The 25,665-nt window shown below is 68.5% G+C and carries 20 protein-coding genes; 12 read left to right on the top strand and 8 right to left on the bottom strand.

The genetic code is table 11. The features are described 5' to 3' along the window. Window positions 1-20: 20 nt before the first annotated feature. Window positions 21-2,108: an ATP-dependent DNA helicase RecG gene (gene recG, locus ACZ5M6_RS11745; RefSeq protein ID WP_464160123.1), complete on the bottom strand. Its 2,088-nt coding sequence runs from the start codon at window positions 2,106-2,108 to the stop codon at window positions 21-23. Window positions 2,109-2,299: 191 nt separating this feature from the next. On the opposite strand from recG, the gene ACZ5M6_RS11740 reads away from it, so the two are divergent. After that, the gene (locus ACZ5M6_RS11740; protein ID WP_464158719.1) at window positions 2,300-2,593 is read left to right on the top strand and encodes a succinate dehydrogenase assembly factor 2; all 294 of its coding nucleotides are present in this window, start codon (window positions 2,300-2,302) and stop codon (window positions 2,591-2,593) included. After that, window positions 2,593-6,060: a transcription-repair coupling factor gene (mfd, locus tag ACZ5M6_RS11735; protein ID WP_464158718.1), complete on the top strand. Its 3,468-nt coding sequence runs from the start codon at window positions 2,593-2,595 to the stop codon at window positions 6,058-6,060. The genes ACZ5M6_RS11740 and mfd overlap by 1 nt, the downstream gene beginning before the upstream one ends. A 4-nt stretch (window positions 6,061-6,064) precedes the next feature. On the opposite strand, the gene ACZ5M6_RS11730 is transcribed toward mfd, so the two are convergent. After that, entirely contained in the window at window positions 6,065-7,372 is a 1,308-nt protein-coding gene (locus ACZ5M6_RS11730; protein WP_464158717.1) for a diguanylate cyclase domain-containing protein, read from the bottom strand. 284 nt (window positions 7,373-7,656) lie between these two features. Between ACZ5M6_RS11730 and ACZ5M6_RS11725 the strand changes: the two genes are divergently transcribed. Then, window positions 7,657-8,520 (top strand): YihY/virulence factor BrkB family protein, encoded by an 864-nt coding sequence (locus ACZ5M6_RS11725; RefSeq protein ID WP_182713208.1) that lies wholly within the window; start codon window positions 7,657-7,659, stop codon window positions 8,518-8,520. 10 nt (window positions 8,521-8,530) lie between these two features. Here ACZ5M6_RS11725 and ACZ5M6_RS11720 read toward each other — a convergent pair whose 3' ends face one another. Further along, window positions 8,531-8,758 carry a sulfurtransferase TusA family protein gene (locus tag ACZ5M6_RS11720; protein ID WP_054765913.1) on the bottom strand — a complete coding sequence of 76 codons (228 nt, stop codon included), beginning with the start codon at window positions 8,756-8,758 and terminating at the stop codon, window positions 8,531-8,533. Next, a complete protein-coding gene (locus ACZ5M6_RS11715) occupies window positions 8,755-9,246 on the bottom strand; it encodes a CinA family protein (protein WP_182713086.1) in 492 nt (163 codons plus the stop codon). The genes ACZ5M6_RS11720 and ACZ5M6_RS11715 overlap by 4 nt, the downstream gene beginning before the upstream one ends. Before the next feature lie 40 nt (window positions 9,247-9,286). On the opposite strand from ACZ5M6_RS11715, the gene ACZ5M6_RS11710 reads away from it, so the two are divergent. After that, window positions 9,287-11,590 carry a spermidine synthase gene (locus ACZ5M6_RS11710; RefSeq protein WP_464158716.1) on the top strand — a complete coding sequence of 768 codons (2,304 nt, stop codon included), beginning with the start codon at window positions 9,287-9,289 and terminating at the stop codon, window positions 11,588-11,590. 10 nt (window positions 11,591-11,600) lie between these two features. Here ACZ5M6_RS11710 and ACZ5M6_RS11705 read toward each other — a convergent pair whose 3' ends face one another. Continuing rightward, a complete protein-coding gene (locus ACZ5M6_RS11705) occupies window positions 11,601-12,755 on the bottom strand; it encodes a bifunctional 2-C-methyl-D-erythritol 4-phosphate cytidylyltransferase/2-C-methyl-D-erythritol 2,4-cyclodiphosphate synthase (protein WP_464158715.1) in 1,155 nt (384 codons plus the stop codon). A 93-nt stretch (window positions 12,756-12,848) separates the two neighbouring features. On the opposite strand from ACZ5M6_RS11705, the gene dusB reads away from it, so the two are divergent. From dusB to ACZ5M6_RS11670, 7 genes are all read left to right on the top strand, one after another. Continuing rightward, a complete protein-coding gene (dusB, locus tag ACZ5M6_RS11700; RefSeq protein ID WP_464158714.1) occupies window positions 12,849-13,904 on the top strand; it encodes a tRNA dihydrouridine synthase DusB in 1,056 nt (351 codons plus the stop codon). Continuing rightward, on the top strand, window positions 13,901-16,168 hold the full coding sequence (locus ACZ5M6_RS11695; RefSeq protein WP_464158713.1) for a sensor histidine kinase NtrY-like: 2,268 nt from the start codon (window positions 13,901-13,903) through the stop codon (window positions 16,166-16,168). The genes dusB and ACZ5M6_RS11695 overlap by 4 nt, the downstream gene beginning before the upstream one ends. 10 nt (window positions 16,169-16,178) lie before the next feature. Further along, window positions 16,179-17,585 carry a nitrogen assimilation response regulator NtrX gene (ntrX, locus tag ACZ5M6_RS11690; RefSeq protein ID WP_182713081.1) on the top strand — a complete coding sequence of 469 codons (1,407 nt, stop codon included), beginning with the start codon at window positions 16,179-16,181 and terminating at the stop codon, window positions 17,583-17,585. Further along, a complete protein-coding gene (locus ACZ5M6_RS11685; RefSeq protein ID WP_348684031.1) occupies window positions 17,585-18,448 on the top strand; it encodes a D-amino-acid transaminase in 864 nt (287 codons plus the stop codon). Before ntrX ends, ACZ5M6_RS11685 begins: the two co-directional genes overlap by 1 nt. A 104-nt stretch (window positions 18,449-18,552) precedes the next feature. After that, a complete protein-coding gene (hfq, locus tag ACZ5M6_RS11680; protein ID WP_054766962.1) occupies window positions 18,553-18,798 on the top strand; it encodes an RNA chaperone Hfq in 246 nt (81 codons plus the stop codon). Further along, window positions 18,799-20,112 carry a GTPase HflX gene (gene hflX, locus ACZ5M6_RS11675; protein ID WP_228184255.1) on the top strand — a complete coding sequence of 438 codons (1,314 nt, stop codon included), beginning with the start codon at window positions 18,799-18,801 and terminating at the stop codon, window positions 20,110-20,112. It abuts the gene before it with no gap. Between the two features lie 3 nt (window positions 20,113-20,115). After that, window positions 20,116-21,756 (top strand): Na+/H+ antiporter, encoded by a 1,641-nt coding sequence (locus ACZ5M6_RS11670; RefSeq protein ID WP_333897576.1) that lies wholly within the window; start codon window positions 20,116-20,118, stop codon window positions 21,754-21,756. Between the two features lie 3 nt (window positions 21,757-21,759). On the opposite strand, the gene ACZ5M6_RS11665 is transcribed toward ACZ5M6_RS11670, so the two are convergent. Genes ACZ5M6_RS11665 through ACZ5M6_RS11655 form a run of 3 tightly spaced genes read right to left on the bottom strand, consistent with a single transcriptional unit; the run spans window position 21,760 to window position 24,574 of the window. Beyond that, the gene (locus ACZ5M6_RS11665) at window positions 21,760-22,416 is read right to left on the bottom strand and encodes an HAD family hydrolase (RefSeq protein ID WP_464158712.1); all 657 of its coding nucleotides are present in this window, start codon (window positions 22,414-22,416) and stop codon (window positions 21,760-21,762) included. 8 nt (window positions 22,417-22,424) lie between these two features. Beyond that, the gene (gene mazG, locus ACZ5M6_RS11660) at window positions 22,425-23,219 is read right to left on the bottom strand and encodes a nucleoside triphosphate pyrophosphohydrolase (RefSeq protein ID WP_287104706.1); all 795 of its coding nucleotides are present in this window, start codon (window positions 23,217-23,219) and stop codon (window positions 22,425-22,427) included. Then, entirely contained in the window at window positions 23,216-24,574 is a 1,359-nt protein-coding gene (locus ACZ5M6_RS11655) for an MFS transporter (protein WP_464158711.1), read from the bottom strand. The genes mazG and ACZ5M6_RS11655 overlap by 4 nt, the downstream gene beginning before the upstream one ends. Window positions 24,575-24,709: 135 nt before the next feature. On the opposite strand from ACZ5M6_RS11655, the gene ACZ5M6_RS11650 reads away from it, so the two are divergent. After that, on the top strand, window positions 24,710-25,567 hold the full coding sequence (locus ACZ5M6_RS11650) for a D-alanyl-D-alanine carboxypeptidase family protein (RefSeq protein WP_464158710.1): 858 nt from the start codon (window positions 24,710-24,712) through the stop codon (window positions 25,565-25,567). The last annotated feature ends 98 nt before the right edge of the window (window positions 25,568-25,665 follow it).

Here is a 25,665-nt window from a genome sequence, read left to right as displayed (position 1 = left end):
GGCGGGCGTGGCTGTCCCCTTCAATCCGCCCCTGCCTTATGCCCCTTCCAGTCGAACAACTCCTCCAGCACCTGAACCGCCTGACCGCGCTCGGACGCCAGGTCGGGGTCGCGGTTCAGGATCAGGCGGGCGTCGTCGGCGGCGGCCAGCATCAGGGCGCGGTGGCGGATCGGGTCGGCGAAGCGGTAGGCGGGGAAGCCGCTCTGTTTCAGGCCCAGCGGGTCGCCGCCGCCGCGCAGGCGGAAGTCTTCCTCGGCGATGACGAAGCCGTCCTCGGTGCGGCGCAGGGTTTCGAGCCGTTCCTTGGCGGTTTCGCCGAGGGCGCCGTCCTGGCCGCCGTACAGCAGGATGCAGGAACTGGCCTTTGCGCCGCGACCCACGCGGCCGCGTAGCTGGTGCAGCTGGGCCAGGCCGAAACGGTCGGCGTGTTCGATGACCATGATGGAGGCGTTGGGCACGTCGACCCCGACCTCAACCACCGTGGTGGCGACCAGCAGGGGAATGCGGCCGTCGGCGAAGTCGGCCATGACGGCCTCGCGCTCGGCGCCGGGCATCTGGCCGTGGGCCAGGCCGACCTCGACCCCCAGCAGGCGGCGCAGGTCGTCGGCGCGGTCGACGGCGGCGGCGAGGTCTATGGCCTCGGATTCGGCGACGAGGGGGCAGATCCAATAGGCCTGTGCGCCGGCGTCCAGCGCCGTCTTCAGCCGGGCGGCGACCTCGCCGATGCGGGCCAGGGGGACGACGGCGGTTGTGACGGGGGTGCGGCCCGGCGGCTTCTCCATCAGGCGGCTGACCTCCAGCTCGCCGTACTGGGTCAGTTCCAGGGTGCGGGGGATGGGGGTGGCCGACATGGTCAGCAGGTGGACGGCGCCCAGGCGCGGATCGCCCTTGGCCTGAAGCCTCTGGCGCTCGCTGACGCCGAACCGGTGCTGTTCGTCGATGACGGCCAGGGCGAGGCGGTCGAAACGGACGGCGTCCTGGAACAGGGCGTGGGTGCCGATGGCGACCTGGACGTGACCGGAGGCCAGGGCGGCCAGTTTCTCGCGTCTCTGGCCGTTCGCATCCCGGCCGGTGAGCAGGACGGAGGCGACGCCGGCCGACTCCAGCAAGGGGCCGAGCTTTTCATAATGCTGGCGGGCCAGGATTTCGGTCGGGGCCATCAGGGCGGACTGGAAACCGCTGGAGGCCGCGTCGGTCAGGGCCAGGGCGGCGACAGCGGTCTTGCCGGAACCCACATCGCCCTGAAGCAGTCGGCCCATCTGTTTGCCCGAGGCCAGGTCACGGCGGATTTCGGCGACGGCCTGGGCCTGGGCGTTGGTCAGTTGGAAGGGCAGGGCCTGGAGCAGGCCGTCGGAGGCGGCGCCGGGGGCGATGACGGGGGCGGGCTTGATCTCGCGGGCGCGGCGGCGGCGGGCCAGGGCCAGCTGGTGGGCCAGGAACTCGTCATAGGCCAGGCGCTGGCGGGCGGGGGCGTCGGGCGACAGGTCGGGCTCGCCCTTCGGCGCGTGCAGGGCGTCCAAGGCGGCGCGCCAGCCCAGCCAGTTCTGCTTCTTCAGCCAGGCGGGGTCCTGCCATTCCGGCAGGTCGGGGGCGGCGGGCAGGGCGGCCTGGACCAGTTTGCGCAGCTGGCGCGAGGTCAAGCCCTGGGTCGCCGGATAGACGGGTTCGGAGGCCGGGATGTCGGCGGCCTTGTCGGGCGTGACGATGTCCGGATGGACGATCTGGACCTCGCCGTTGAACCGCTCGACCTTGCCCGAGACCAGCCGGGTCTCGCCGCGCGGCAGGAGCCGGTCGATATGCTGGGGCGAGCCGCCGAACCAGACCAGGTGAACGAAGCCGGTCGCGTCGCTGGCGCGGACCTTCAGCGGGGCGCCGGGGCGGCTGGGGACGAACAGGCGGTCGATGACGATCTCGAAGATCCCGACCTCGCCGTCCACGGCGGTCGCCGCCTCCATCGGCCGGCGGACGATGACGCCGGAGGGGCTGAGGAAGACCAGATCACGCACCAGCGGCCCCGCCACCTTCTGCACCAGGGGCAGGATGCGGGGGCCCACGCCCTTCAGGCTGGAGACCTCGGCGAACAGGGGGAAAAGAATCTGCGGACGCATCGCCGTGAACATAGCGTGACCATGACGGGTGGCGAAGTCCGTTCAGGAACGCTATCTGCGCTTCTTCCATTCTGGGTGCGCTATCGCTCGCCGCGCGGCGGCTCTGTGCGTTGGCGCACCAGCATATTCAACGGGCAAGGATTCTTGTGGCCGAAACCGAAGCGCGTCCCCAAAACGAAAGTGGCGACGAGATGACTCCTGAGCGGAAGCAGAGGTTGGGCCGGATCCAGTTCCGGTGCTGGCGGCGGGGCTTCCGCGAGGCCGACATGGTGCTGGGGCCGTTCTCGGATCAGGTGGCCCCGACCCTGACCGAGGCCGAGCTGGACGTGTTCGAGCGGCTGATCGACGAGGAAGACCAGTGGCTCTACGGCTGGATCATCGAGCGTGATCCGACGCCGCCGGAGTTCGAGACGCCGGTGATGGCCAAGGTGCGGGCCTTCATGCACGAGCATGTGGCCGCCGAGGTCGGCAAGGGCATCGGCTGATGGATCAGCAGGTGACTGTGCAACGGACCGACGCCGATCTGGGCGGGGCGCCGGAAGGTCTGGACGCCCTGGTCGTGGCGGAGCGGGTCAAGGCCGTCGGCGGCGTGGGGGTCTTTGTCGCGCGCGACTACCAGCGGGCCGGCGGCTTTGTTCAGGCGTTCCGATTCTTCTCGCAAGATATCGAAATTCTGGAATATCCGGCCTGGGACTGTCTGCCCTATGACCGGCTGAGCCCGACGGCGGGGATCGCCGCCCAGCGGATGGCGACCCTGACGCGCCTGGCCCAGCGAAAGACCGGCGACGCGCCCGTTCTGGTGGTCACGACGGTCGGTGCGGCCATGCAGAGGACGCCGCCGAAGTCGGTGACGACCCAGGCCGGGTTCGAGACCAGGGTCGGCCGCGATCTGGATATCCAGGCGCTGGAGCGGTATTTCGCCGCCAACGGCTATGTCCGCGCCTCGACCGTGTCGGAGCGGGGTGAGTTCGCGGTGCGGGGCGGGGTGGTGGACGTCTATCCGCCGGGCTTCGAGGAGCCGGTGCGGCTGGACATGTTCGGGTCCGAACTGGAATCGATCCGCACCTTCGACCCTGAGACCCAGCGCTCTACCGGCCAGATGACGGCGGTGGCCCTGGCGCCCGTGTCGGAGGCCCTGCTGGATGCGGACGCCATATCGCGCTTCCGCACCGGCTATCTGAAGCTGTTCGGGGCGCCGGGCGACGATCCCCTGTACGCGACCATCAGCGAGGGCGCGCGGCGGCAGGGCATGGAGCAGTGGCTGCCGCTGTTCTACGAAAGGCTGGACAGCCTGTTCGACTATCTGCCGGATCAGGCGCAGGTCTTTCTGGACAATCAGGCCGAAAGCGCGCGGGCCGAGCGGTGGGATCTGATCGTCGACGCCTATGAGGCGCGGGCCGAGGCGGCCAAGGCGCAGAAAGGCAAGGGCGGGGGGCATGCGGCCGCCAATCGCGCCCTGCCGCCGCAGTGCCTCTATATGGACGCCGGCGACTGGAACCAGGCTCTGGCCGGCCGGTCGGTGCGGCGGCTCACGCCCTTTACGGGCGGGGGCGAAGACGCGGGCGGACGGCTGGGACGAACCTTCGCGGCCGAGCGATCACAGGACAGCGTCAACCTGTTCGAGGCGGTCGCGGCCCATGCCCAGGCGCTGAAGGCCGAGGGGCGTCGGGTGCTGTTCGCCTCGTGGACCGAGGGCTCGTCGGAGCGCCTGGCGACCCTTTTGGGCGACCACGGCCTGGATCATATCGTCGCCGTGCGCGACTGGGCCGATGTCCAGACCGCGCCCAAGGACCTGTATTTGCGGGGCAACCTGCCGGTGGAGCATGGGTTCGTCACGGACGCGGTCGCGGTCATCTCCGAGACCGACATTCTGGGCGACCGGCTGGCTCGGCCGCGCAAGAAGCGTCGGGCCTCCAACTTCCTGGCCGAGGCCTCGGCTCTGACCACGGGCGACCTGGTGGTCCACCTGGATCACGGCATCGGGCGGTACGAGGGGCTGAAGACGCTCGACATCCAGGAGGCGCCGCACGACTGCCTGGAGCTGTTGTACGCCGGTGACAGCAAACTCTATCTGCCGGTTGAAAACATTGATCTTCTGACCCGGTACGGCACGGACGCCGACGGGGTGCAGCTGGACAGGCTGGGCGGGGCGGGCTGGCAGGCGAGGAAGGCTAAGGCCAAGGAACGGCTGCGCGCCATGGCCGAGGGGCTGATCGCCCTGGCCGCCAAGCGGGCGCTGCGCGAGACGGAGGCGGTGACGCCGGCGCCGGGCCTGTTCGCCGAATTCTGCGCCCGCTTCCCCTATGAGGAGACGGACGACCAGCTGAACGCCATCGGCGACGTGCTGGAGGACCTGGGCAAGGGCACGCCGATGGATCGCCTGATCTGCGGCGACGTGGGCTTCGGCAAGACCGAGGTGGCGCTGCGCGCCGCCTTCGTCGTGGCCATGACCGGCAAACAGGTGGCGGTGGTGGCGCCGACTACCCTGCTGGCGCGCCAGCACTACAAGACCTTCACCGAACGCTTCGCCGGCTGGCCGGTCAAGGTGCGCCAGCTGTCGCGGATGGTGACGGGCAAGGAGGCGACCGAAACGCGGGCGGGGCTGAAGGACGGCTCGGTCGAGATCGTCGTCGGCACCCATGCGGTCCTGGCCGAACAGGTCGGTTTCCGCGACCTGGGCCTGGTGATCGTGGACGAGGAGCAGCACTTCGGCGTCAAGCACAAGGAAAAGCTGAAGACCCTGCGCGCCGACGTTCATCTGCTGACCCTGACCGCCACCCCGATCCCGCGCACCCTGCAGATGGCCCTGTCGGGCATTCGCGAGATGTCGATCATCGCCACCCCGCCGGTCGATCGCCTGGCGGTGCGGACCTATGTGACGCCCTGGGATCCGGTGCTGGTGCGCGAGGCCCTGCTGCGCGAGAAATATCGCGGCGGTCAGGCCTATTATGTCGCGCCGCGTCTGAAGGACCTGCCGGACATCGAGAAATTCCTGCGCGAGCAGGTCCCCGAGATCAAGTTCGTCGTCGGCCACGGCCAGATGTCGGCGACCCAGCTGGAGGAGGTGATGAGCGCCTTCTACGAGGGGGAGTACGACGTCCTGGTCTCGACCACCATCGTCGAGAGCGGGCTGGACATCCCGACGGCCAACACCCTGATCGTGCACCGGGCCGACATGTTCGGCCTGGCGCAGCTGTACCAGATCCGGGGCCGGGTGGGCCGGTCCAAGGCGCGGGCCTTCGCCTATCTGACCACCGATCCGGTCAAGCCGATGACCCTGTCGGCCGAGCGGCGTCTGCAGGTGCTGCAGTCGCTGGACAATCTGGGCGCCGGCTTCCAGCTGGCCAGCCACGACCTGGACCAGCGCGGCGGCGGCAATCTGCTGGGCGACGAACAGTCGGGCCATATCCGCGAGGTCGGGGTCGAGCTTTACCAGCAGATGCTGGAGGACGCGGTCGCCGAACTGCGCGAGAAGGGCGAGGGGCTGAATGTGGATCGCGGCTGGTCGCCGTCGATCAACGTCGGCGCTTCCGTCCTGATTCCAGAGGACTACGTGCCGGACCTGAACGTCCGTCTCAGCCTGTATCGCCGCCTGTCCGACGCCGAACAGGCCGAGGATCGTGAAGCCCTGGCCGCCGAACTGATCGACCGGTTCGGGCCCCTGCCGGACGAGGCGCAGCAGCTGCTGAAGATCGTCGGCGTCAAGGCCAACTGTCGCCGGGCCTGTATCGAGAAGATCGACATTGGGCCGCGCGGCGCGGTGCTGACCCTGCGCGACAACAGCTTCCCCAATCCGGTCGGACTGGTCGGCCTGATCCAGAAGAACCACGCCTTCTGGAAGATCCGGCCCGATCAGAAGATCGTTGTGACGGGCGACTGGCCGACGGCCGAGGACCGGCTGAAGGTGGCGGAGCGGATCACGGCCGATCTGGCGCGGGTGGCGGGGGCGTAAGGCCCTAGCGCACCTTGTCGAACAGGTCGGCGGAGGCGCGTTCCAGGAGGGCGCCGGCGGATTCGCCGGGGCGCATTTCGGCGGCGCCGACGTCGAATTCGGCGACGAAGGGCGAGCGGTCGGGGCCGGCGTCGAAGGCGGTGCAGCCGATGACGGCGGCGATCCGTTCGGCGGCCAGGCGGGCGGCCTCGCCGCGCGTGGCGGGCAGCGCCAGGGCGAAGACCTCCTTGGCCAGACGGGCCGGCGTATCCTCGACCCGAACCAGGCGCGAGACCATGGCGCCGATCTGGGGCATGGCCCGGTCCAGCCAGCCGCCCTGGCGCGCCCAGGTGACGGGCTCGGTCTCGCGCACTCTGAGGACGCAGACGGACAGGGGACGTTTGCGAACGCGAGACGCCTCGGCGACCCGACCCAGGTGGGCGGCGAAGAGTTCGGGCGTGAACAGGCCGGTGGAGGCGTCCATCAGGTCCAGACTGCGGACCGAATCCAGCGCCTTTCTGATGGTCAGGTGGCGGCGGTGGGCGCCGGCCATGGCCAGGACCCGCTCCGCCGTCTCCTGCTCCGGCGTTTCGGTCGAGGCGACGTCGGCGAAGCCCCGATTGAACAGTTCGTTCAGGCTGATTTCGTCGGCGCCACGCAGATAGAGCATCAGCGGAATATGATACAGGCGCGTGTTGCGCTTCATGCCTGCGGCGATCGACAGGGCGGGGGTGTGGTCCTTGGCGCCCCACAGTATGGCGGCGTCGAACAGGGTCTCATGCAGATAGTCGAAGGCGGTGTAGGGGGTGGGCGCCGCCACCACCTCGGCGCCCGCAGAGGTCAAGGCGTTGGACAGGGCCAGGAAGCGACGGTCCGCAACCCCCGCCGCCAGGATCCGCAGAGGCGCCGCCGCGCCGGGATCGGCGGCCAGGCTGATGCCGCGCAGGCCGAAGGTGGCGACCCGCAGGTGAAACTCTTCCTCGGCGATGGCGGCGCGGCCGAGCTGTTCGAGACGCAGGGCGGCCTGGGCCGGGTGCGGCGGAATCGACATGGCGACATCGGCGCCCTCGACCGAGTCTGGGGCTGCGCCGACCACCATGATGGGCAGGCGGCGCGGTTGGGCCGCCGCGCGCAGTCGGACCGCCGCGTCCGGCGTCAGGGAATCGAAGTCGATCACAGCGGCTTCGAGCGGCAGGTCCTGAAGCGTCGCCTCGGCCGAGCCGACATCGCGGGCGGTGACGGTGGTCCAGCCAAGCGCGTCCAGGCCGGCGGCGAGCGGCCCGATACGGGCGTCATCAGCCGCCAGGATCAAAACGCGCGCGTCGAAAGCCAAGCCAGTCCCTCCCCATTGGTCGCTGGGGCCATAGCCGCATGCGAGGCGGACCACCATAGCGCGACGGATTTTATAAATGACTATCGTCTTCGCAGACCGCCCCCAAAGGCGGGTGCGTCGACAGGGCTTTTCCCCGTTCCAGAATCCTTTAAGTTTAGGGGTTTGTTGTAACGGTTGTGGGGACCGGATTGAGCGATCAGCTGACCCGATCGGTTCTAAAGGCGCCCGGCTTCTGGGGCGGTCTGGCCGTGCGCGCCTTCACCCGCAGCTGGGGCCGGGACGTCATGCTCTACACGGGGGGCGTTTCCTTCTTCGCCCTTCTGGCCGTCTTCCCGGCCATCGCCATCCTGATCGGCGTCTATAAGCTGGGCCTGTCGATCAATGAGGTCAGCGCCCAGGCCGCCGCCCTGTCCGACCTGTTGCCGCGCGCGGCCCAGACCATATTTCACGACGAGATCGCCCGGCTGGCCAAGGCTTCCGCCCGGACCGTCTCGGCCCAGAGCGCCTTCGCCCTGTTCGTCGGCGCCTACGCCGCACATCGAGGATTCAAGGCGTTGCTGGCGGGACTTAATCTCATTCACGATGAGACTGAGCCTCACGGCTTCTTCAAATTCAATCTGCTGGCCTTCTTCGTCGCCATATTCGCCTTCGCCCTGTTCACCGTCGTGTCCGGCGCCGTGGTGACGGCGCGGATTCTGGCCCATGCCGCCTCGCCGGGGGCGAGGGGGGACAATGCGGGTCTGATGCCGCTCGACGCCCTGCTGCCCGCCCTTGGCCTGGTGGTGGGGCTGACGTTGCTCTATCGCTACGCCATGAGTCACCGGACGCCGGTGGCCTGGCTGCCGTCGATCACCGGAGGGCTGGTGGCCACCCTGATGTCGGTGGTCTCATCCTGGCTCTGCGCCATCTATGTCGAACAGATCGCGCCTCTGGGAGCGACCTATGGCTCGGTCGGGGCCGTGGTGGTTTTGCTGATCTGGCTGTCCTGGAACGTCAACGCCATCTTCTACGGCGGCGCCTTCGCGACCGAGATGGAGATCGCCGCCGGGGCCGAGAGGGCGGAACAGGCGCGCAGGGCCTCCGCCGCGGCGGATGTGGTCGATCTGTCGGAACGGCGGGCCAGCCGCCGCACGCGGTCGCGGACCTAGGGTCGAAAACTCAGCCCGCTTCGACCAGAAGGCGCAGGACGCCGTCGACCTCTTCGATCGAAATCACGCGGCCCTGCTTCTGAGCCATTAGAAACGGCGCGTCGATGCGCGCCATAGGGTCGGTCGCCAGAAGGACGAAACGGGCGCCGGCCGCCGCCCCGGCCATGGCCTTTTGCAGCCTGAGGCTGGGCGCCGGGCAGCGGTGGCCTCGGGCGTCGACGACGACGGGTTCGGTCACGATGCGGCTCGCTCCGCCAACATCTCCAAGGCGACCCTGAGCGCCGCCATCCGGACCGCGTCGCGCCCCAGGTCGCCGAACCGCTCCATCCTGTGGACCAGCCCGCCCGGACCCACGGCCGCGAAATGGACCAGGCCGACCGGCTTGTCCGGGCCGCCGCCGCCCGGCCCCGCAATTCCGGTGACGGAGACGCTGACGCTCGCGTTCGACTGGGCTGCGGCGCCTTCGGCCATGGCGCGGGCCGTCGGCTCGGAGACGGCGCCGTGGGCGATTAGGGTCGCCTCCGGCACGCCCAACATCTGTTGCTTGGCGGCGTTGCTGTAGGTGACGAAGCCGCGATCCAGAACCGCGGAGGAGCCGGGGACGGCCGTCAGGGCGGCGGAGACCAGGCCGCCGGTGCAGCTTTCCGCCGTGGCGATCATCAGGCCCCGCTCGGCCGCGGTTGCGACGATCTGTTGCGCCAGTCGCAGGATGTCTTGTGAGAACATGCGCTTTCCATAGGCCGCGAGTCCCGCTCTAACCAGCACCATGACCGATGTGGTTCAAGCCAAAAGCGCGGCGCGCCCGAACCCTGGGCGGCTCACGCCTCTCCTGTTCGCGCTGGCCGTCTTCACCTCGGCTTGTCTGGTCTTCGTGGTTCAGCCGATGGCGACCAAGCTGATCCTGCCCAGCCTGGGCGGATCGCCGTCGGTGTGGAACGCCGCCATGGTCTTCTTCCAGACCGCGCTGCTGGCCGGCTACGGCTACGCCCACGTCCTGCAGCGCATCGGGTCGATGCGGCTTCAGGTGCTGGTTCATCTGGCGCTTCTGCTGGCCGCAGGCCTGTCTTTGCCCCTGCGGATCAGCGGTGTCCTGGGCGATCCCGATCCCAGCGCCCCGACGGCCTGGCTTCTGGCGACCCTGACCCTCTCGATCGGGGCCCCCTTCGCCATTCTTTCGGCCACCGCGCCCCTGCTTCAAGCCTGGTATGCGCGGGCGCGGGCGCGGGCGGGCCAGGCGGACGCGAAGAACCCCTATGTCCTCTATGCCGCTTCGAACCTGGGCAGTTTTCTGGCCCTGCTGGCCTATCCGATCCTGATCGAACCCCTGGCCAGTCTTTCGCTCCAGCGCCTGGGCTGGAGCCTGGGCTATGGTCTGTTCCTGGTGATGGTCACCGGCCTGGGCGCCCTGGCCTGGTTCGGTCGCGGGGTCCGAACGGGGGCGAAGGCAGAGCCCGCGCCCCTGGAAGCGGGGCCGCCGATCGCCTGGCGCGAGAAGGGGGTGCTGATCCTGCTGGCGGCCGTTCCGTCCAGCCTGATGCTGGGCGTGACGGCGCATCTGTCGACCGACGTGGCCTCTGCGCCCTTCCTCTGGGTCATTCCTCTGGCCCTCTATCTGCTGACCTTCGTCATCGCCTTTCAGAACCGACCGGTCCTGCCGCTCTCCCTGACGCTGGCGATCCAGGCGGGGGTGCTGGCGGCCGGCTGCGCCCTGGTCGCCTTTCGGACCACGGAGTGGCTGTTCGTCTTCGTCGTCAATCTGACAGCCTTTTTCTTCTGCGCCCTGATGTGCCACCAGCGGATGGCCGAGCGGCGTCCTGCGCCGGGCCGGCTGACGGAGTTCTATCTGCTGCTGTCGCTGGGCGGCGTCCTGGGCGGCGTCTTCAACGCCCTGATCGCGCCCCTGATCTTCGACATGGTTTGGGAATATCCGCTGGCGCTGGTCGCCGTCGGCCTTTTGCGGCCATGGGGCGAAGGCGAGGTGCGGCGATGGGAGATCATCGTCTGTGTGATCGGGGTTCTGGTCGCCCTGGCGGGACCGCTGGGTCTGGCCCTGGTGCGCTACGCCCCCGACATTCGCGCGGTCGTCCCGGACGCCGAACTGGTGCGGATCGCCCAGGCGGTGATCGGCGTCGCCGCCCTGTTCGCCTTCCTGCTGAGGGACCGGGCGATCATGTTCACCGTCGTTCTGGGAGCCATGGTCTGGTCCGGCTATCACGTCGCGCGGGGCTATGACTGGGCCCTGACGGAGCGAAGCTTCTTTGGGGTCATGCGTGTGGCCGATACCGACGTCGCGGGTCTGGGGGGACCGGTTCATGTGCTGATGCACGGCACCACCCTGCACGGCGCCCAGGCGCAGTCGGAACCGCACCGTTGCTCGCCAACCCTCTATTACGCCACGGCGACGCCTCTGGGGCAGGCGGCCCTGATGGCCCAGGCGCACCGGCCGGACGGCGCCCGGATCGGGGTCGTGGGCCAGGGCTCGGGGGCCATGGCGGCCTATAAGCGCCGCCAGGACCAGATGAGCTTTTTCGAGATCGACCCGATGGTGGATAGGCTGTCGCGCGATCCGCGCTGGTTCAGCTTCATCAATGGTTGCGCCGAAGGACCGATCCGGACGGTGCTGGGCGACGCCCGACTGACCATGGCGCGGGAGGCCGCCGGTTCCTATGACCTGCTGATCATCGACGCCTTCAGCTCCGACGCGGTGCCGACCCATCTGCTGACCCAGGAGGCCATCGCCGGCTATCTGCGACTCTTGAAGCCGGACGGGGTGGTGGTGCTGCACCTGTCCAACCGCAATCTGGACATCACACTGCCGGCCGAGGCGGCGGCTGCGGCCCTGGGGGCGCCGGCTCTGCACCAAATTTATCGGGAACGGCCGGATGCGCCGCTGATGGTGGAATCCTCGACCGAGGCCCTGGTGATCGGCAAGAGCGAAGCGGCCCTGGCGCCCTATCGCGAAGATCCGCGCTGGCGCAGGCTGTCGCCCACGCAGGTGCGGCCGTGGACGGACGACTACGTGAACCTGTTCGGAGCCCTGGTGCGGCAGATGCGGCTGGCCGCGCGCTGAAGGCGCCGGATCAGGCCGAGACCGGCATCTCCACCGTCGCCGCAGCCTGGGCGGCCAAGCCCTCGCCTCGGCCGGTGAAGCCCAACCCTTCGGATGTGGTGGCCTTCACGCTGACGCAGTCCAGCGGCAAGGCCAGCAGAGCGGCGATCCGTTCGCGCATGGCCTGACGGTGCGGCTTCACCTTCGGACGTTCGCAGATCAGGGTCACGTCAACATTGACGATCCGGCCGCCGCGCGCCGCCACCATTTCGGCGGCGTGGATCAGGAACTGGTCTGAGGCGGCGCCCTTCCACTTCGGATCGGTCGGCGGAAAATGGTCGCCGATGTCGCCGGCGGCGATGGCTCCCAGCAGGGCGTCGGTCAAGGCGTGCAGCCCGGCGTCGGCGTCCGAATGGCCGATCAGGGTCTGATCATGAGGAATCTCGATCCCGCACAGCCAGACTGAATCGCCGGGCCCCCAGCGATGGACGTCAAAACCCGTCCCCATGCGGGTCTGGTAGCGGGTCTCTTGCGACAGCAGGGCCTCGGCCATGGTGAAATCCTCGGGATAGGTCAGTTTAATCAGCCGGGCGTCGCCGGCGACCAGGACGATCCGGCCGCCGTGACGGCGCACCACCACCGCCTCGTCGGTCGGGGTCTCGGCCGGGTTCCAGGCGGCATAGGCCGATTCCAGGAGTCCACGCCGGAACGCCTGAGGGGTCTGGGCCCGCCAGAGGTCCTCGCGGTCCACCGCCTCGGCCATCAGCCCGTCCGATCCCCGGCGCAGGCTGTCGGCGACGGCCAGGACGGGCAGGGCGCCGTCGGCCTGATCCAGGGCGGCGACGACGCGGGCGATGACGGCGGCGTCCAACAGCGGCCGGGCGGCGTCGTGGACCAGCACGGGCTGGTCGTCGGGACAGGTGAGGGCCGCCAACCCTGCGCGAACGGACTCCGCCCGCGTCGTCCCGCCGACCACGGCGCGCCACCCCGTCAGCCCGTCCAGCACCTCGGCGGCGCGATCCTGAGCGTCCGACGCTACGACCACGACCAGCTCCTGGGCGCCGGCGTCCAGAAGCGCTTGGACGGACCAGCGCAGAACCGGCTTTCCGCCCAGGGTCCGCCACTGTTTTTCGCCGCCGGCCCGCGTTCCGGAACCGGCCGCGACAATGATGGCTGAGAAGGTCATGCCGTCTTCTAGAGCGCCACGTTGAGCCGGGAAACCGTCAATCCGCCGCTGTCGCGCTTGACGAAAGGGCGCGCAATGCGGCGAAAGGCGAGAATGTCCAAAACCCTGACCATCGGCGACGTCACCGTGCCCGGCCGCGTGCTGATGGCGCCGATGACCGGCGTCACCGATCTGCCGTTCCGCATCCTGGCCTCCAAACTGGGCGCGGCCTATGTGGCGACCGAGATGGTGGCGGCCAAGGAGCTGGCGCGGGCCAGGCCCGACGTGGTGCGGCGCGCCGCCGTCGGCGCGGGCCTGCCGCTGACCGTGATCCAGCTGGTGGGGCGTGATCCGGGGCAGATGGCCGAGGGGGCGCGCATGGCCGAACAGGCCGGGGCGGACATCGTCGATCTGAACTTCGGCTGTCCCGCCAAGGAGGTGACGGGCTCGGCCGCCGGATCGGCCCTGATGCGGACGCCTGATCTGGCCTGCCGCATCATGGAGGCCGTGGTGGGGGCCACCGGCCGCCCGGTCACGGTCAAGATGCGGCTGGGCTGGGATGACGACAGCCGAAACGCCGCGGATCTGGCTGTGCGGGCCGAGGCGCTCGGTGTGAGGGCTGTGACGGTCCATGGACGAACCCGCCAGCAGTTCTATACCGGAAGGGCGGACTGGGACGCCGTGGGCGCCGTAAAGGCGGCCGTTCGCATTCCCGTCATCGTCAACGGCGACATCGTCACGCCTGAAGACGCGCGCACGGCCCTTGAGCGGTCCGGCGCCGACGGTCTGATGCTGGGACGAGGCGTCTACGGCCGGCCCTGGCTGGCGGCCCATTTGGAACAGGCGCTGAGCGGCGTGACGGCGCCCCAGGAGCCGGGGCCGGAGGCGCGACTGGCGATCGTGATCCACCATCTGAGGGCCTCGATCGACTTCTACGGCCTGCCGCTGGGGCTGAAGATGTTCCGCAAACATCTGGGCTGGTACATCGAACAGGCGCCCTGGCCGGCCGATCCGCAACACCGTCGCGAGGCCAAGGCAAGAATTTGCCGCCTGGACGATCCCGCGGCCGTCGAGCAGGAAATGGCGGGGCTGTGGCGGCGAAATTTACCTGACTGTTTCAATTCGGCTGTTGAAACGCCGCCACAGTTCGCGGACACTGCTGTGGCATGACGGATACGCCCTCAGCCGTGACCTCTCGCACCGACCCTTCGTCGGACGACGAGTCGTTCTGGGGGCGTTTTGAAACCGAGCGGGCGCGGGCGGGCTTCGGTTTAGCCTACGCCTTGGCCGTCATCATCACGGCGGCGGCGGTATGGCTGGTCGCGGTGGCGCCGGGCGCCAGCGCCGGCGCTGCGCGAGGATCGGCCGGTCAGATCGTGCTCTTCGTCCTGATCGCCAATCTGATCCTGATTTCGGGTCTGGCCTTCATCGTGGGACGTCGCGTCCTGGTCCTAGCCCGCAGCACCAGCGAAGCGGGTTCGCGCCTGCACCTGCGGTTCGTGGCCCTGTTCTCGACGGTGGCGGTGATTCCGGCGGTTCTCATCGCCCTGGTCTTCGGTGTGCTCGTGACGCGGGGGGTCGATCAATGGTTCAGTCAGAACGTCCAGGCCTCGGTCGAAAACGGCGCCGTGGTCGGGCGCGCCTACATCCAGGACGTCGCCACAGCCGTCGATGCGGATCTCGTCACGATCGCGGATCAACTGACCAGCGCACGCGGACTGTTCGACGACCGTATTCAGTTCAACGACGCCTTGGCTCAGATCGGAGACATCTTCGGCTATCCCGCGATCTATATTCTTGACGGTGATCGGGAGGTGCTGGCGCGAGCCGAAGGACCGGGGGCGCCGCCCTATCTGGCTCCGCCGCGTTCCTATCTGGAAGACGCCGTCCAGGGCGGCAAGCCGCCGACGGACGTCACCCAGCACCCCGACACCGTGCGCTCCCTGATCGCCCTGCCAGCCTATGGCGACGCCTATCTTTATCTGGTGCGGCCGCTCCAGGACGGTCTGGTGGCGCGAATGAACGCCTCGAGCCAGTCGATCCAGGCCTATCGCGAAGCCCAGGAGAGCCGCGCCCGAATTCAATCGGCCTTCATTCTCAGCTATCTGGAGACCGCCCTGCTGGTTCTGGTTGGAGCGGTCTGGCTGGGCATGTCGGCGGCCAGCAGCATTTCGGCCCCGATCGGGCGGCTGGTGAAGGCGGCCGGCCAGGTGGCGGGCGGCGACTTCAGCGCCCGGGTGGACAGCGACGGGGCGCCGGGTGAAATCGCCACCCTGTCGGAGGCCTTCAACCGCATGACGGGCGACCTTCAGGCCCAGCAGTCGGCGCTGAAGGCGGCAAGCGAAGACGCCCAGGATCGCAGCCGCTTTATCGAGACGGTGCTGTCAGGCGTCAGCGCCGGGGTGATCGGTCTGGATCGGCGCGGACGAATCTCGGCCATCAACGACAGCGCCCTGCAACTGTTGCATATCGAAGAAGCCGAGGTTCTCGGCCGTGAACTGGCGACCCTGTCGCCCGAGCTCAGCGATCTGGTCGGACGGGTCGAGGCCCATATCGAAGAGGACATCGATCTGAGCCGCGAAGGCGAGACCCTGCGTCTGCGTGTGCGCATCGAGGGCGGTCAGGGCGGAGAGATGGTGCTGACCTTCGACGACATCACCCGGCTGGTCACGGCCCAGCGCAACGCCGCCTGGCGCGACGTGGCGCGGCGTATCGCCCATGAGATCAAGAATCCCCTGACCCCGATCCAACTGTCGGCTGAAAGGCTTAGGCGGAAATACAGGGACAAGGTGGACGAGGTGGAGATCTTTGACCGCTGCACCGACACGATCATCCGCCAGGTCGGGGACATCGGCCGGATGGTGGACGAATTCTCGTCCTTCGCCCGCATGCCCGCGCCGCGTTTCGGTGCGGCCAACCCCGCCGAAATGCTGCGAGAGGCGGTGTTCGCCCAGCGGGTGGCGGCGGCGGACATCGGCGTGGACCTGATCGAACCCCTGCCCAAGACGAGCCTGCGCTGCGACGCCCGGATGGTGGGACAGGCGCTGGTCAACATTCTGAAGAACGCGGGCGAATCCGTGGCGGCGCGGCGTGCCGCCGAAGGCGCAGCGCCCGGATCCGAGGCGGCGGCCATCATCGCCTCCCTGATCATCGAGAACGAGACGGCCGTCTTTGTGGTGGAGGACGACGGCGTCGGCCTTCCCGCCAAGGACCGCGATCGCCTGATTGAACCCTATGTCACCACGCGCGAAAAGGGCACGGGCCTGGGCCTAGCCATCGTCAAACGCATCTGCGAGGACCACGGCGGCGAGCTGAAGCTGGCGGACGCCGAGACCCTGCGCGGCGCGCGCGTGTGCCTGATCTTCCCCCTGAAACCCCACGGCAAGACCGGCGATGCGACGGAGCGCAAGCTCCAGAGCGTCGCCGCCGAATAAGCGAGGCAAGATGCGACCTACCGGTTCCGACATTCTGGTCGTCGACGACGAGGCGGACATCCGCGATCTGGTTTCGGGCCTGCTCGAGGATGAAGGGCACGCCGTGCGCGTGGCCGCCAACTCCGACGAGGCCCTCGCGGCGATCCGCGCACGGAAGCCGTCGCTGGCCATTCTCGACATCTGGATGCAGGGCGGCGGTCTGGACGGGCTAGAACTGCTGGAGGTGGTCAAGGAGATCGACCCCGACCTTCCGGTGGTGATGATCTCGGGCCACGGCAATATCGAGACGGCGGTGACCGCGCTGAAGCGCGGCGCCTATGACTTCATCGAAAAGCCGTTCAAGTCGGATCGGCTGGTGGTGGTGGTCGAGCGGGCGATCGAAGCAGCGACGCTGAGACGCGAGAATCGCCGTCTGCGCGCGCAGACGATGACGCCGTCCGGCCTGATCGGCCGCTCCCAGGCGGCCCAGGCCCTGCGCAGCACCATCGCCAAGGTGGCCCAGGCCAACAGCCGGGTGCTGATTTCCGGTCCGGCCGGGTCGGGCAAGGAGCTTGTGGCGCGTCAGATCCACGAAGCCAGTCCGCGCGCGCGCGCCGAGTTCGTCGCCATCTCGGCCGCCGGAATGACGCCCGAGCGATTGGATGTCGAACTGTTCGGGGAAGAGGGACAGGACGGCCGGCCGCGCAAGATCGGGGTGTTCGAGCGGGCGCACAACGGCACCCTCTATCTGGACGAGATCAGCGACATGCCGCGTGAGAGCCAGAGCCGCATCCTGCGGGTTCTGGTGGATCAGCGCTTTCGTCGGGTCGGCGGCGAACAGGACGTGCAGGTCGATGTGCGCGTCGTCACATCCACTTCGCGAGACCTGAAGACGGAGATTGCCGAAGGCCGGTTCCGTGAAGACCTGTTCCACCGCCTGAACGTCGTGCCGATCCGGGTGCCGGCCCTGTCGGAGCGGCGCGAAGACATCGCCGAACTGGTCGATTATTTCGTCGAAACCATCAGCGCTTCGCAGGGCCTGCCTCGGCGTGTGGTCGGGGAGGACGCGGTGGCGGTGCTGCAGGTCCATCCCTGGCCGGGCAACATCCGCCAGCTGCGCAACAATATCGAACGGCTGCTGATCCTGGCGACAGGCGATCCGAACGAGCCGATCACCGCCGACATGCTGCCGCAGGAGGTCGCCACCTCGAACAGCCCGTCCTCCAGCCTGGGGGCGGAGCGCACCATCGCCCTGCCGCTGCGCGAGGCGCGCGAGGTGTTCGAACGCGAGTATCTGGCCGCCCAGATCATGCGCTTCGGCGGCAACATCTCCCGCACCGCCGCCTTCATCGGCATGGAGCGGTCGGCTCTGCATAGAAAGCTGAAGTCGCTGGGTGTCTCTCCGGCGCGAGGCGGAGATGAGGACGAGGCCGACTGATGTCCCGCGTCGCCTATGTGAATGGAACCTATCAGCCGCACGGCGAAGCCGTGGTCCATGTGGAGGATCGGGGCTTTCAGTTCGCCGACGGGGTCTATGAGGTCTGGTCCGTGTTCGACGGTCGGCTGGCGGATTTCGACGGCCATATGACGCGGCTGCATCGCAGCCTCAATGAACTGCGCATCGACATTCCCATGTCGGTCGCCGCCCTGACGCGGGTGCTGCGCGAGACGATCCGGCGCAACCGGGTGAAGAACGGCATCGTCTACCTGCAGGTCACGCGCGGCACGGCGCGGCGCGACCATCCCTTTCCCGCGCCGGGGACGCCGCCCAGCGTCATCGTCACCGCCAAGTCTATCTCGCCCGCACGAGGAGAAGCTCAGGCGAAAAAGGGCGTCGCCGTCCTGACCCAGCCCGACATCCGGTGGGGAAGATGCGACATCAAGACGGTGGGTCTGCTGCCGAACATCCTGGCCAAACAGGCGGCGCGGGAGGCCGGGGCCTATGAGGCCTGGTTCGTCGACGACATGGGCCTCGTGACCGAAGGCTCCTCGACCAACGCCTGGATCGTGGATGAGCACGGCAAGCTGCGGACCCGCGACACCCAGGCCAACATCCTGAAGGGCTGCACGCGCACCACCCTGATGACCCTGATCGAGGAACAGGGCCTCGAACTGGACGAGCGCCCCTTCAGCGTCGAGGACGTCAAGCGCGCGCGCGAAGCCTTCTTCACGGCCGCCGGCGCTTTCGTGACCCCGGCGATTTCGATCGACGGAACCAAGATCGGGGACGGCAAGCCGGGCCCGATCACACTGAAGCTCCGTCAGCTCTATCTTGAACGCGCGCGTAGAGAGGCCATTTAGGGCGTTGCCGGAGCGGGGAGGCGCCGTCTAAGGTCTTCGCTGGCCCGTTCGGCCCCGACGCCGCTCCTATGGCGACGAACAACCAAGAACAGGAAAAACCTGCCATGTCGCAAGACAAACGCCAGAACCTTCAGGACACCTTCCTCAACTCGGTCCGCAAGACCAAGACGCCCCTGACCATCTTCCTGGTCAATGGGGTCAAGTTGCAGGGCATCGTGACCTGGTTCGACAACTTCTGTGTGCTGCTGCGCCGCGATGGCCAGTCCCAGCTGGTGTACAAGCACGCCATCTCCACCATCATGCCGTCCGCGCCCGTGCAGCTGTACGAGCCCGACGCCGAAGACGATTGATTGACCCAAAAACTGATTGATCACGCCGCCCCGGTTCAGCGGGCGGTCGTCATCCACCCCGACGGACGGTCGGAGTCGCCGCGCCTGGCCGAAGAACGCCTCGAAGAAGCGTCCGGCCTGGCCCGTGCCCTGGACCTCGACATCCGGGGCGAAGAGATCGTGCGCGTGCGCAAGGTCGCGCCGGCGACCCTGTTCGGATCGGGCAAGGTGGACGAACTGGCCGCCCTGATGCGGGCGGCCGAAGCCGATGTGGCCGTCATCGACGACGCCCTGACGCCCGTTCAGCAGCGCAATCTGGAGCAGGCTTGGGAGGTCAAGGTCATCGACCGCACCGGCCTGATCCTGGAAATCTTCGGCCGCCGTGCGCGGACCAAGGAAGGTCGGCTGCAAGTCGAACTGGCGCGGCTCGACTATGAACGGTCGCGTCTGGTGCGGACCTGGACTCACCTGGAGCGCCAGCGCGGCGGCACCGGCTCGACCGGCGGCCCCGGCGAAACCCAGATCGAGCTGGACCGGCGTCTGATCGCTGACCGGATCGTGCGGCTGAAGGCCGAGCTGGAGGAGGTGCGCCGCACGCGCGGCCTGCACCGCAAACAGCGCCAGAAGGTCCCGTTCCCGACCGTCGCCCTCGTCGGCTACACCAATGCGGGCAAGTCGACGCTTTTCAACCGATTGACGGGATCGGAGGTCTTCGCCAAGGATCTGTTGTTCGCCACCCTGGACACGACCCAGCGCACCATCCGCCTGCCGCAGGGCCGGCCGGCCATTGTAGCGGATACGGTCGGCTTCATCTCCGACCTGCCGCACGAACTGGTCGAAAGCTTCCGCGCCACCCTCGAAGAGGTGGGCGAGGCCGATCTGATCCTGCACGTCCGCGATATCGCCTCGGCCGACAGCGACGCCCAGGCCAAGGATGTGGAGGCCGTGCTGAAACAGATCGAGACTCCCGAGGGCAAGACCCGTCGGGTGCTGGAGGTCTGGAACAAGATCGACATGCTGGACGAGGAGGCGTGCGAGGCTGTGCTGGGCCAGGCCGAACGTCTGGCGAAGACGGGCGAGGCGGTCGCCGTCTCGGCCTGGACGGGCGAGGGGATCGAACGCCTGCGCCAGACCATCGCCGGCCTGATCGACGACGATCCGGAGACGCGCCTGACCCTGTCGCCCGAACAGGGCGAGGCGCTGGCCTGGCTTTATGAACATGGCCGGGTGACGAGGCGGGACGCGGAGGAGGATGGCCGCACCCATGTCACAGTGAGGCTTCATCCTGCCGCCCTGGGGCGGTTCGAGCGCCTGTATCCCGGCCTGACCGACTGAACCATGCATCTGATCGAGACCGTCCTGCTGCTGCTTCTGGCCGTCGTGGTGTCGGGATCGGTCGCGCGGATCACCCGTATCGCCCTGCCGCTGGTGCAGATCGGTCTGGGGGCCGCCATCGTCCTGGCGACCGGGACGACGGTCGATCTGAAGCCGGACATCTTCTTTCTGCTGTTCCTGCCGCCCCTGCTGTTTCTGGACGGTTGGCGCATCCCCAAGGAGGCCCTGTTTCGCGACCGGGCCGTGATCCTGGAACTGGCCCTGGGGCTGGTGCTGTTCACCGTCATCGGCCTGGGCTTCATGATCTGGTGGATGATCCCCGAGATGCCCTTGCCGGTGGCCTTCGCCCTGGCGGCGATCCTGTCTCCGACCGACCCAATCGCCGTCCAGGCCATCGCTGCGCGGGCCCCGATACCCAAGCGGCTGATGCATATTCTGGAAGGGGAGTCGCTGCTGAACGACGCCACGGGCTTGACCTGTATGCGGATCGCGGTCGTGGCGGCGACCACCGGCGCCTTTTCCTTGGGCGGGGCGGTGGCGACCTTCGCCTGGCTGTCTGTGGTCGGTGTGGCGACGGGCGTGCTGGTCACCATCGCCATCAGCTACGTCAAGGGGGTCGTCAGCCGGCGCTGGGGCGAGGATGTGGGGGCTCAGATTCTGGTCAGTCTGCTGATCCCCTTCGCCGCCTATCTGGTCGCCGAAGAGCTGAGGGCATCGGGCATATTGGCCGCCGTGGCGGCGGGCGTGACCATGAGCTTCACCGAGCGGGGCGGCGGCATAGGCGGCCAATCCCTGGCCATGACCCGCATCCGGCGCGGCGTGGTGTGGGACACGGTCCAGTTCGTCGCCAACGGCATCATCTTCGTGATCCTGGGCCAACAGATGCCGTCCATCATGGCGCGCGCGGCCGAGGTGGTGCGGGGCACCAGCCGGCCCGAGGTCTGGTGGCTGGCGGTCTATGTTCTGGCCATCGTCGCGGCCCTGGCGGCCTTGCGTTTCGTCTGGGTGTGGACGTCGCTGAGGCTGACCCTGTTCCGACGCCGCCATCGCGGGCCGCCGCCCAAGGTCGGACTGCGGCTGACCCTGGTCATGTCTCTGGCGGGGGTGCGGGGCGCCATCACCCTGGCGGGCATTCTGACCGTGCCCTTCTTCCTGGCGGACGGCTCGCCGATGCCGTCGCGCAATCTGGCGATCTTCCTGGCGGCGGGGGTGATCATCGTCTCCCTGCTGCTCGCCACCTTCGCCCTGCCGCGTCTGATGAAGGGGGTGGAGCTGCCGCCCGAACCGTCACAGGAGCGGGAAGAGGACAGGGGGCGCGTCGCCGCCGCCTCGGCCGCCCTGCGCGCCCTGGAGGATGCGTCCCACGCCATGGCCGAGGGCAAGGCCAATCCCGACCTCTATTCCGACGTCGCCAGTCGGATCATGGAAATCTATCGCCAGCGCATCGAGACCCATACCCGCACGGAAGAGGATGATGCGGCCGTGGCGCGCAAGATCGATCAGGTGGAGCGCAAGCTCTGGCTGGCGGCGCTCGCGGCGGAGCGGGAAGAGCTCGGCCGGATGGCGCGCTCACGCCGGCTGGATGAGGTGACGGCGCGCAAGATGATCCGCGAGGTCGATCTGCAGGAACTGCGCTACCTCTGACCTTCAGCGGTCCATGAAGGCCGCGACCGCCGCATAGCTGTCGGCGATGTGGTGTGCGCCGCGGGCGGCCAGGCGTTCGGCGTGGCCGTCGCGGACATGGCCCCCGGCGGTCAGCCCCACCACCGTCATGCCCGCGGCGACGCCTGCGGTCACGCCCGCCTCGCTGTCCTCGATGACCAGGACGCGCGCCGGATCGACCCCCATGTTTTCGGCGGCGTGCAGGAAGATGTCGGGGTGGGGCTTGCCGCGCTCGACCACCAGGCCGGTGAAGACGGCGCCGTCGAAATGATCGGTCAGGCCGAACAGGTCCAGGCCGACGCCGATCCAGTCAGGGCCGCTGGACGAGGCGATGCAGCGGGCCTCGGACCGGGCGGCGACGAAGTCGATCAGGCCGGGCACGGGCTTCAAGTGGAGCGGGGCGCGGGCCCGGCAGGCAGCGAACCAGGTGGTGTGGAAATCCTCGGGGCAGGGCCGGCCCAGGGCCGCCTCGACCACCGGCCGGTTGTCGCGCCAGCGCCGGCCCGTATAGGTCGCCAGCACCTGGTCCAGACTGGTGGGCAGGCCGATGGCGGTCAGCTGTTCGGCCATGACGGTGCTGTTCAGCACCTCGCTGTCGGCGACCACGCCGTCATAGTCGAAGATGATCAGGTCGTAGGGCATGCGGCGGCTCAGGAGGACGGGCCGGCCTTTTCGGCCGCCTTTGCGGCGTCCCAGAGGCGGTCCATCTCCTCCAGCGTCGATTGGTCGGGGGTGCGGCCGTCCCTGGCCAGTTCGGCCTCTATGAAGCCGAAGCGGCGCACGAACTTGGCGTTGGCGGCGCGGAGCGCATCCTCGGGCTCGACGTCCAGCTTGCGGGCCAGGTTGGCGACGACGAACAGCAGGTCGCCCAGCTCCTCGCGCGCCTTGGCCTGGTCGCCGGCGGCGATCTCGACGCGCAGCTCCTCGACCTCTTCCGCCAGCTTGTCGAACACCTCGTCGGTCGAGGGCCAGTCGAAGCCGACGCGGCCGGCGCGCTTGGTCAGTTTGGCGGCGCGGGTCAGGGCGGGCAGGCCGACGGGGACGTCGTCGAGGACGCCGGGCTTCTTGCGATCCTTGCGTTCAGCGGCCTTGATGACCTCCCAGGCGACGGTCTGTTCCTTCGAGGTGCGCTGGGCCTCGTCTCCGAAGACGTGGGGGTGGCGGCGTTCCAGCTTGTCGGCGATGGCGGTGACCACGTCGTCGAAGGCGAACAGGCCCTGCTCCTCGGCCATGCGGGCGTGGAAGACGACCTGGAACAAGAGGTCGCCCAGTTCGCCCTTCAGTTCGACCAGATCGTTGCGCTCGATGGCGTCGGCGACCTCATAGGCCTCCTCGATCGTATAGGGGGCGATGGTGGCGAAGGTCTGCTCCACGTCCCAGGGGCAGCCGCCGTCCGGGTCGCGCAGCCGCTCCATGATGGACAGAAGCCGGTCGATGGGCCTCATGCCTGCGCCTCCGCGTCGCGCGCGTCCAGGGCCTTGCGGATCTCGTTATGGCGCGCGGCGGTCAGCGGATAGTTCTTCAGCACCCAGGCGGTCAGGGCCAGAAGCAGGCCGGGGACGGCGATGAACAGGATCTGAAGCGTCAGCAGGGAGGTGTCGCTGTTGCCGTTCGGGCCGGGCACGGCGCGGAAGCCGACCCACTGGAGGATCAGATAGGGGACCAGGGCCACGACGTGGCCGATCTTGGTGGTGGCCGAGAGGATGGACAGCATCAGGCCGGTGCGGTCGACGCCCGTCTCGAACCGCTCCTGGTCGCCGGCGTCGGCCATCATGGCGCGGGTCAGGAACAGACCGGCGGCGTAGGGCAGGCCGGCGATGAACATGACGACGGCGGTCAGGACGAAATTGCCGCCGGGAACCAGGGTGGCGCCGACATAGAGGACGGCCGAGACCAGGCTGGCGATCGCCAGGCCCCGATCCTTGCCGACCCGGGTCGCCAGCCAGGCCCAGAAGGGGGCGCCGCACAGGCCGGCGACGAAATAGAACAGCATGAAGAGCCCGGCCTCGGTGTGGTCGTAGCCGCGGATCTGGCCGAAGAAGAAGAACAGCAGCGAACCGGTGATGCCCGGCGCCACGCCCAGCAGCAGATCGGCGATCAGCAGCTTGCGCACCACGGGCGTCTTCAGCAGGGCCAGATAGGCGCCGAGGCTGCCGTGCGGTTGGTCCCCGGCGGTGACGGGCTCGGGCACGGCGACCATGGCCAGGCCGATGGTGACGGGCAGGGCGATGATGATGCCCCAGCCCATGATCCGCACCCCGTCGGCATAGGTCCCGATGCCGGTCTGGACCACCACGGTCGGGAGAACCAGGATCAGCACCACCCCGATGATGTTGAACACCTGCCACCAGCCGTAGACGCGGCTGCGCTGGTCATACTGGGGCGCAAGGACGGCGGCCCAGCCCAGCTGGCCCAGGGTGCCGATGGAGAAGCCCAGGTAGAGGAACAGCAGCCAGCCGAACAGATAGACCGCCGGGGCGCCCGGCTGGACCAGGACGAACATCATCAGGGCCGCCAGCATCAGCATGGGGGTGGCCAGGGCCATCCAGGGGCGGTAGCGACCGAAACGGGTCCGGGTCTTGTCCATGCCCCAGCCGAGGAAGGGGTCGAAGACGATGTCGATCAGCCGCACGGCCATGAAGACGGTCGCGACCACCCCCAGCTCCAGCCCCACATAGGTGGCGTAGAATTCCGGCAGGGTGACGGGCAGGGCCACGCCGAAGGCCGCCAGCGGCAGGCAGGGGCCGGAGAAGGCGGCGAGCACGGCGTTGGAGCGACGGGGCGCGGCGGCGGCGGTCATGCGACGGGTCCGGGACAGCCCGGATGAGTCGGGCCGACGCAAGATTGCAGGTTTGGACGCGGGAGCGGAGTCGGATTCGGGCGGACGGCCGTCTGCGCGCTTGCTCCTGAGGGCCGCTTGAGGCTTGCTGGGGGCATGTGGCGAAGCTGTCTCGCGTTCCTGACTGTCTGGCTGGTCCTGGCCTTCGCCGGCGCAGCGCGCGCGGCGGGGCCCTGCCATACCAACGCCGACGTCTGGGGCGAGGAGGCCCTGGCCAATGCGGCCTCGGCCTATGGACTGGAGTGGGCGCCGTTCGGGGCGACCGAATTTGGGTGGATGGCCTATGCGCCCCTGATCCAGCAGGAGCTGCACACCCAGTGCGGCCCCGGTACGCCGGTCTTCGCCTCACAACTGGCGGGATTCCAGCAGACCCACGGCCTGGCGCCGACAGGCCTGTTCGACGCCGGGACCTTCCAGGTGTTGCGCGGGCTGTGGCAGGAGCGGCGGCCTTTCGTGATGGCGCGGATCCGTGGCGAATGCCCTGATCCGCCGCCGATCAACCAACTGGGCTATCTGGTCGCGTCAGAAGAGCACGCCGACCGGCTGACCCGGCTGTTGCGGCGTGACGTGCTGGACGCCTATCGCCGGATGGTCGCCGCCGCACGGGCAGAGGTTCCCGAGATCGCCGCCGATCCCGAACTGCTGCAGATCTTCTCAGGCTTCCGGGACCCCGAGGCGGACGCCGCCCGCTGCGCCCAGCAGGGCAATTGCGACGGCCTGCGCCGCGCCGTCTGTTCGCCCCACCGGACGGGCGCGGCGGTCGATCTGTACGTCGGCCAGGCGCCGGGCCGGGGCGTCGACTCGACGGCGGCGGCCAGTCGCGAATATATGGCGCGCGGGGCGACCTATCGCTGGCTGGTCGCCAACGCCGGGCGGTTCGGCTTCGTCCCCTATGTCTATGAACCCTGGCACTGGGAATATGTGCGGCCCTGGGATCCTTCGTTCGCGCCCTGAGCCGGTTGGACGAGCCTCCGGTTTTCATTTCAGTTTTTGACCGAAACCATCGCGAAAGCCGAGAGGGGGCTTGCATGGCGTCAAGCGAGACGCCAAGT

This window comes from Brevundimonas sp. Br13, from assembly GCF_055391505.1.
Note: the sequence above shows the minus strand (reverse complement) of the source record. Positions and strands in the feature narration are given on the sequence as shown.

Excerpts from the sequence above, each read along its gene's own strand:
- ACZ5M6_RS11670 (WP_333897576.1), top strand. The coding sequence starts at position 20,116 with ATGCATCTGATCGAGACCGTCCTGCTGCTGCTTCTGGCCGTCGTGGTG.
- ACZ5M6_RS11715 (WP_182713086.1), bottom strand. The coding sequence starts at position 9,246 with ATGTTCTCACAAGACATCCTGCGACTGGCGCAACAGATCGTCGCAACC.
- ACZ5M6_RS11725 (WP_182713208.1), top strand. The coding sequence starts at position 7,657 with ATGCTCTACACGGGGGGCGTTTCCTTCTTCGCCCTTCTGGCCGTCTTC.
- mfd (WP_464158718.1), top strand. The coding sequence starts at position 2,593 with ATGGATCAGCAGGTGACTGTGCAACGGACCGACGCCGATCTGGGCGGG.
- ACZ5M6_RS11695 (WP_464158713.1), top strand. The coding sequence starts at position 13,901 with ATGACGGATACGCCCTCAGCCGTGACCTCTCGCACCGACCCTTCGTCG.
- ntrX (WP_182713081.1), top strand. The coding sequence starts at position 16,179 with ATGCGACCTACCGGTTCCGACATTCTGGTCGTCGACGACGAGGCGGAC.
- ACZ5M6_RS11685 (WP_348684031.1), top strand. The coding sequence starts at position 17,585 with ATGTCCCGCGTCGCCTATGTGAATGGAACCTATCAGCCGCACGGCGAA.
- ACZ5M6_RS11710 (WP_464158716.1), top strand. The coding sequence starts at position 9,287 with ATGACCGATGTGGTTCAAGCCAAAAGCGCGGCGCGCCCGAACCCTGGG.
- ACZ5M6_RS11665 (WP_464158712.1), bottom strand. The coding sequence starts at position 22,416 with ATGCCCTACGACCTGATCATCTTCGACTATGACGGCGTGGTCGCCGAC.
- recG (WP_464160123.1), bottom strand. The coding sequence starts at position 2,108 with ATGCGTCCGCAGATTCTTTTCCCCCTGTTCGCCGAGGTCTCCAGCCTG.
- mazG (WP_287104706.1), bottom strand. The coding sequence starts at position 23,219 with ATGAGGCCCATCGACCGGCTTCTGTCCATCATGGAGCGGCTGCGCGAC.
- dusB (WP_464158714.1), top strand. The coding sequence starts at position 12,849 with ATGTCCAAAACCCTGACCATCGGCGACGTCACCGTGCCCGGCCGCGTG.
- ACZ5M6_RS11705 (WP_464158715.1), bottom strand. The coding sequence starts at position 12,755 with ATGACCTTCTCAGCCATCATTGTCGCGGCCGGTTCCGGAACGCGGGCC.
- hfq (WP_054766962.1), top strand. The coding sequence starts at position 18,553 with ATGTCGCAAGACAAACGCCAGAACCTTCAGGACACCTTCCTCAACTCG.
- ACZ5M6_RS11655 (WP_464158711.1), bottom strand. The coding sequence starts at position 24,574 with ATGACCGCCGCCGCCGCGCCCCGTCGCTCCAACGCCGTGCTCGCCGCC.
- ACZ5M6_RS11740 (WP_464158719.1), top strand. The coding sequence starts at position 2,300 with ATGACTCCTGAGCGGAAGCAGAGGTTGGGCCGGATCCAGTTCCGGTGC.
- ACZ5M6_RS11650 (WP_464158710.1), top strand. The coding sequence starts at position 24,710 with ATGTGGCGAAGCTGTCTCGCGTTCCTGACTGTCTGGCTGGTCCTGGCC.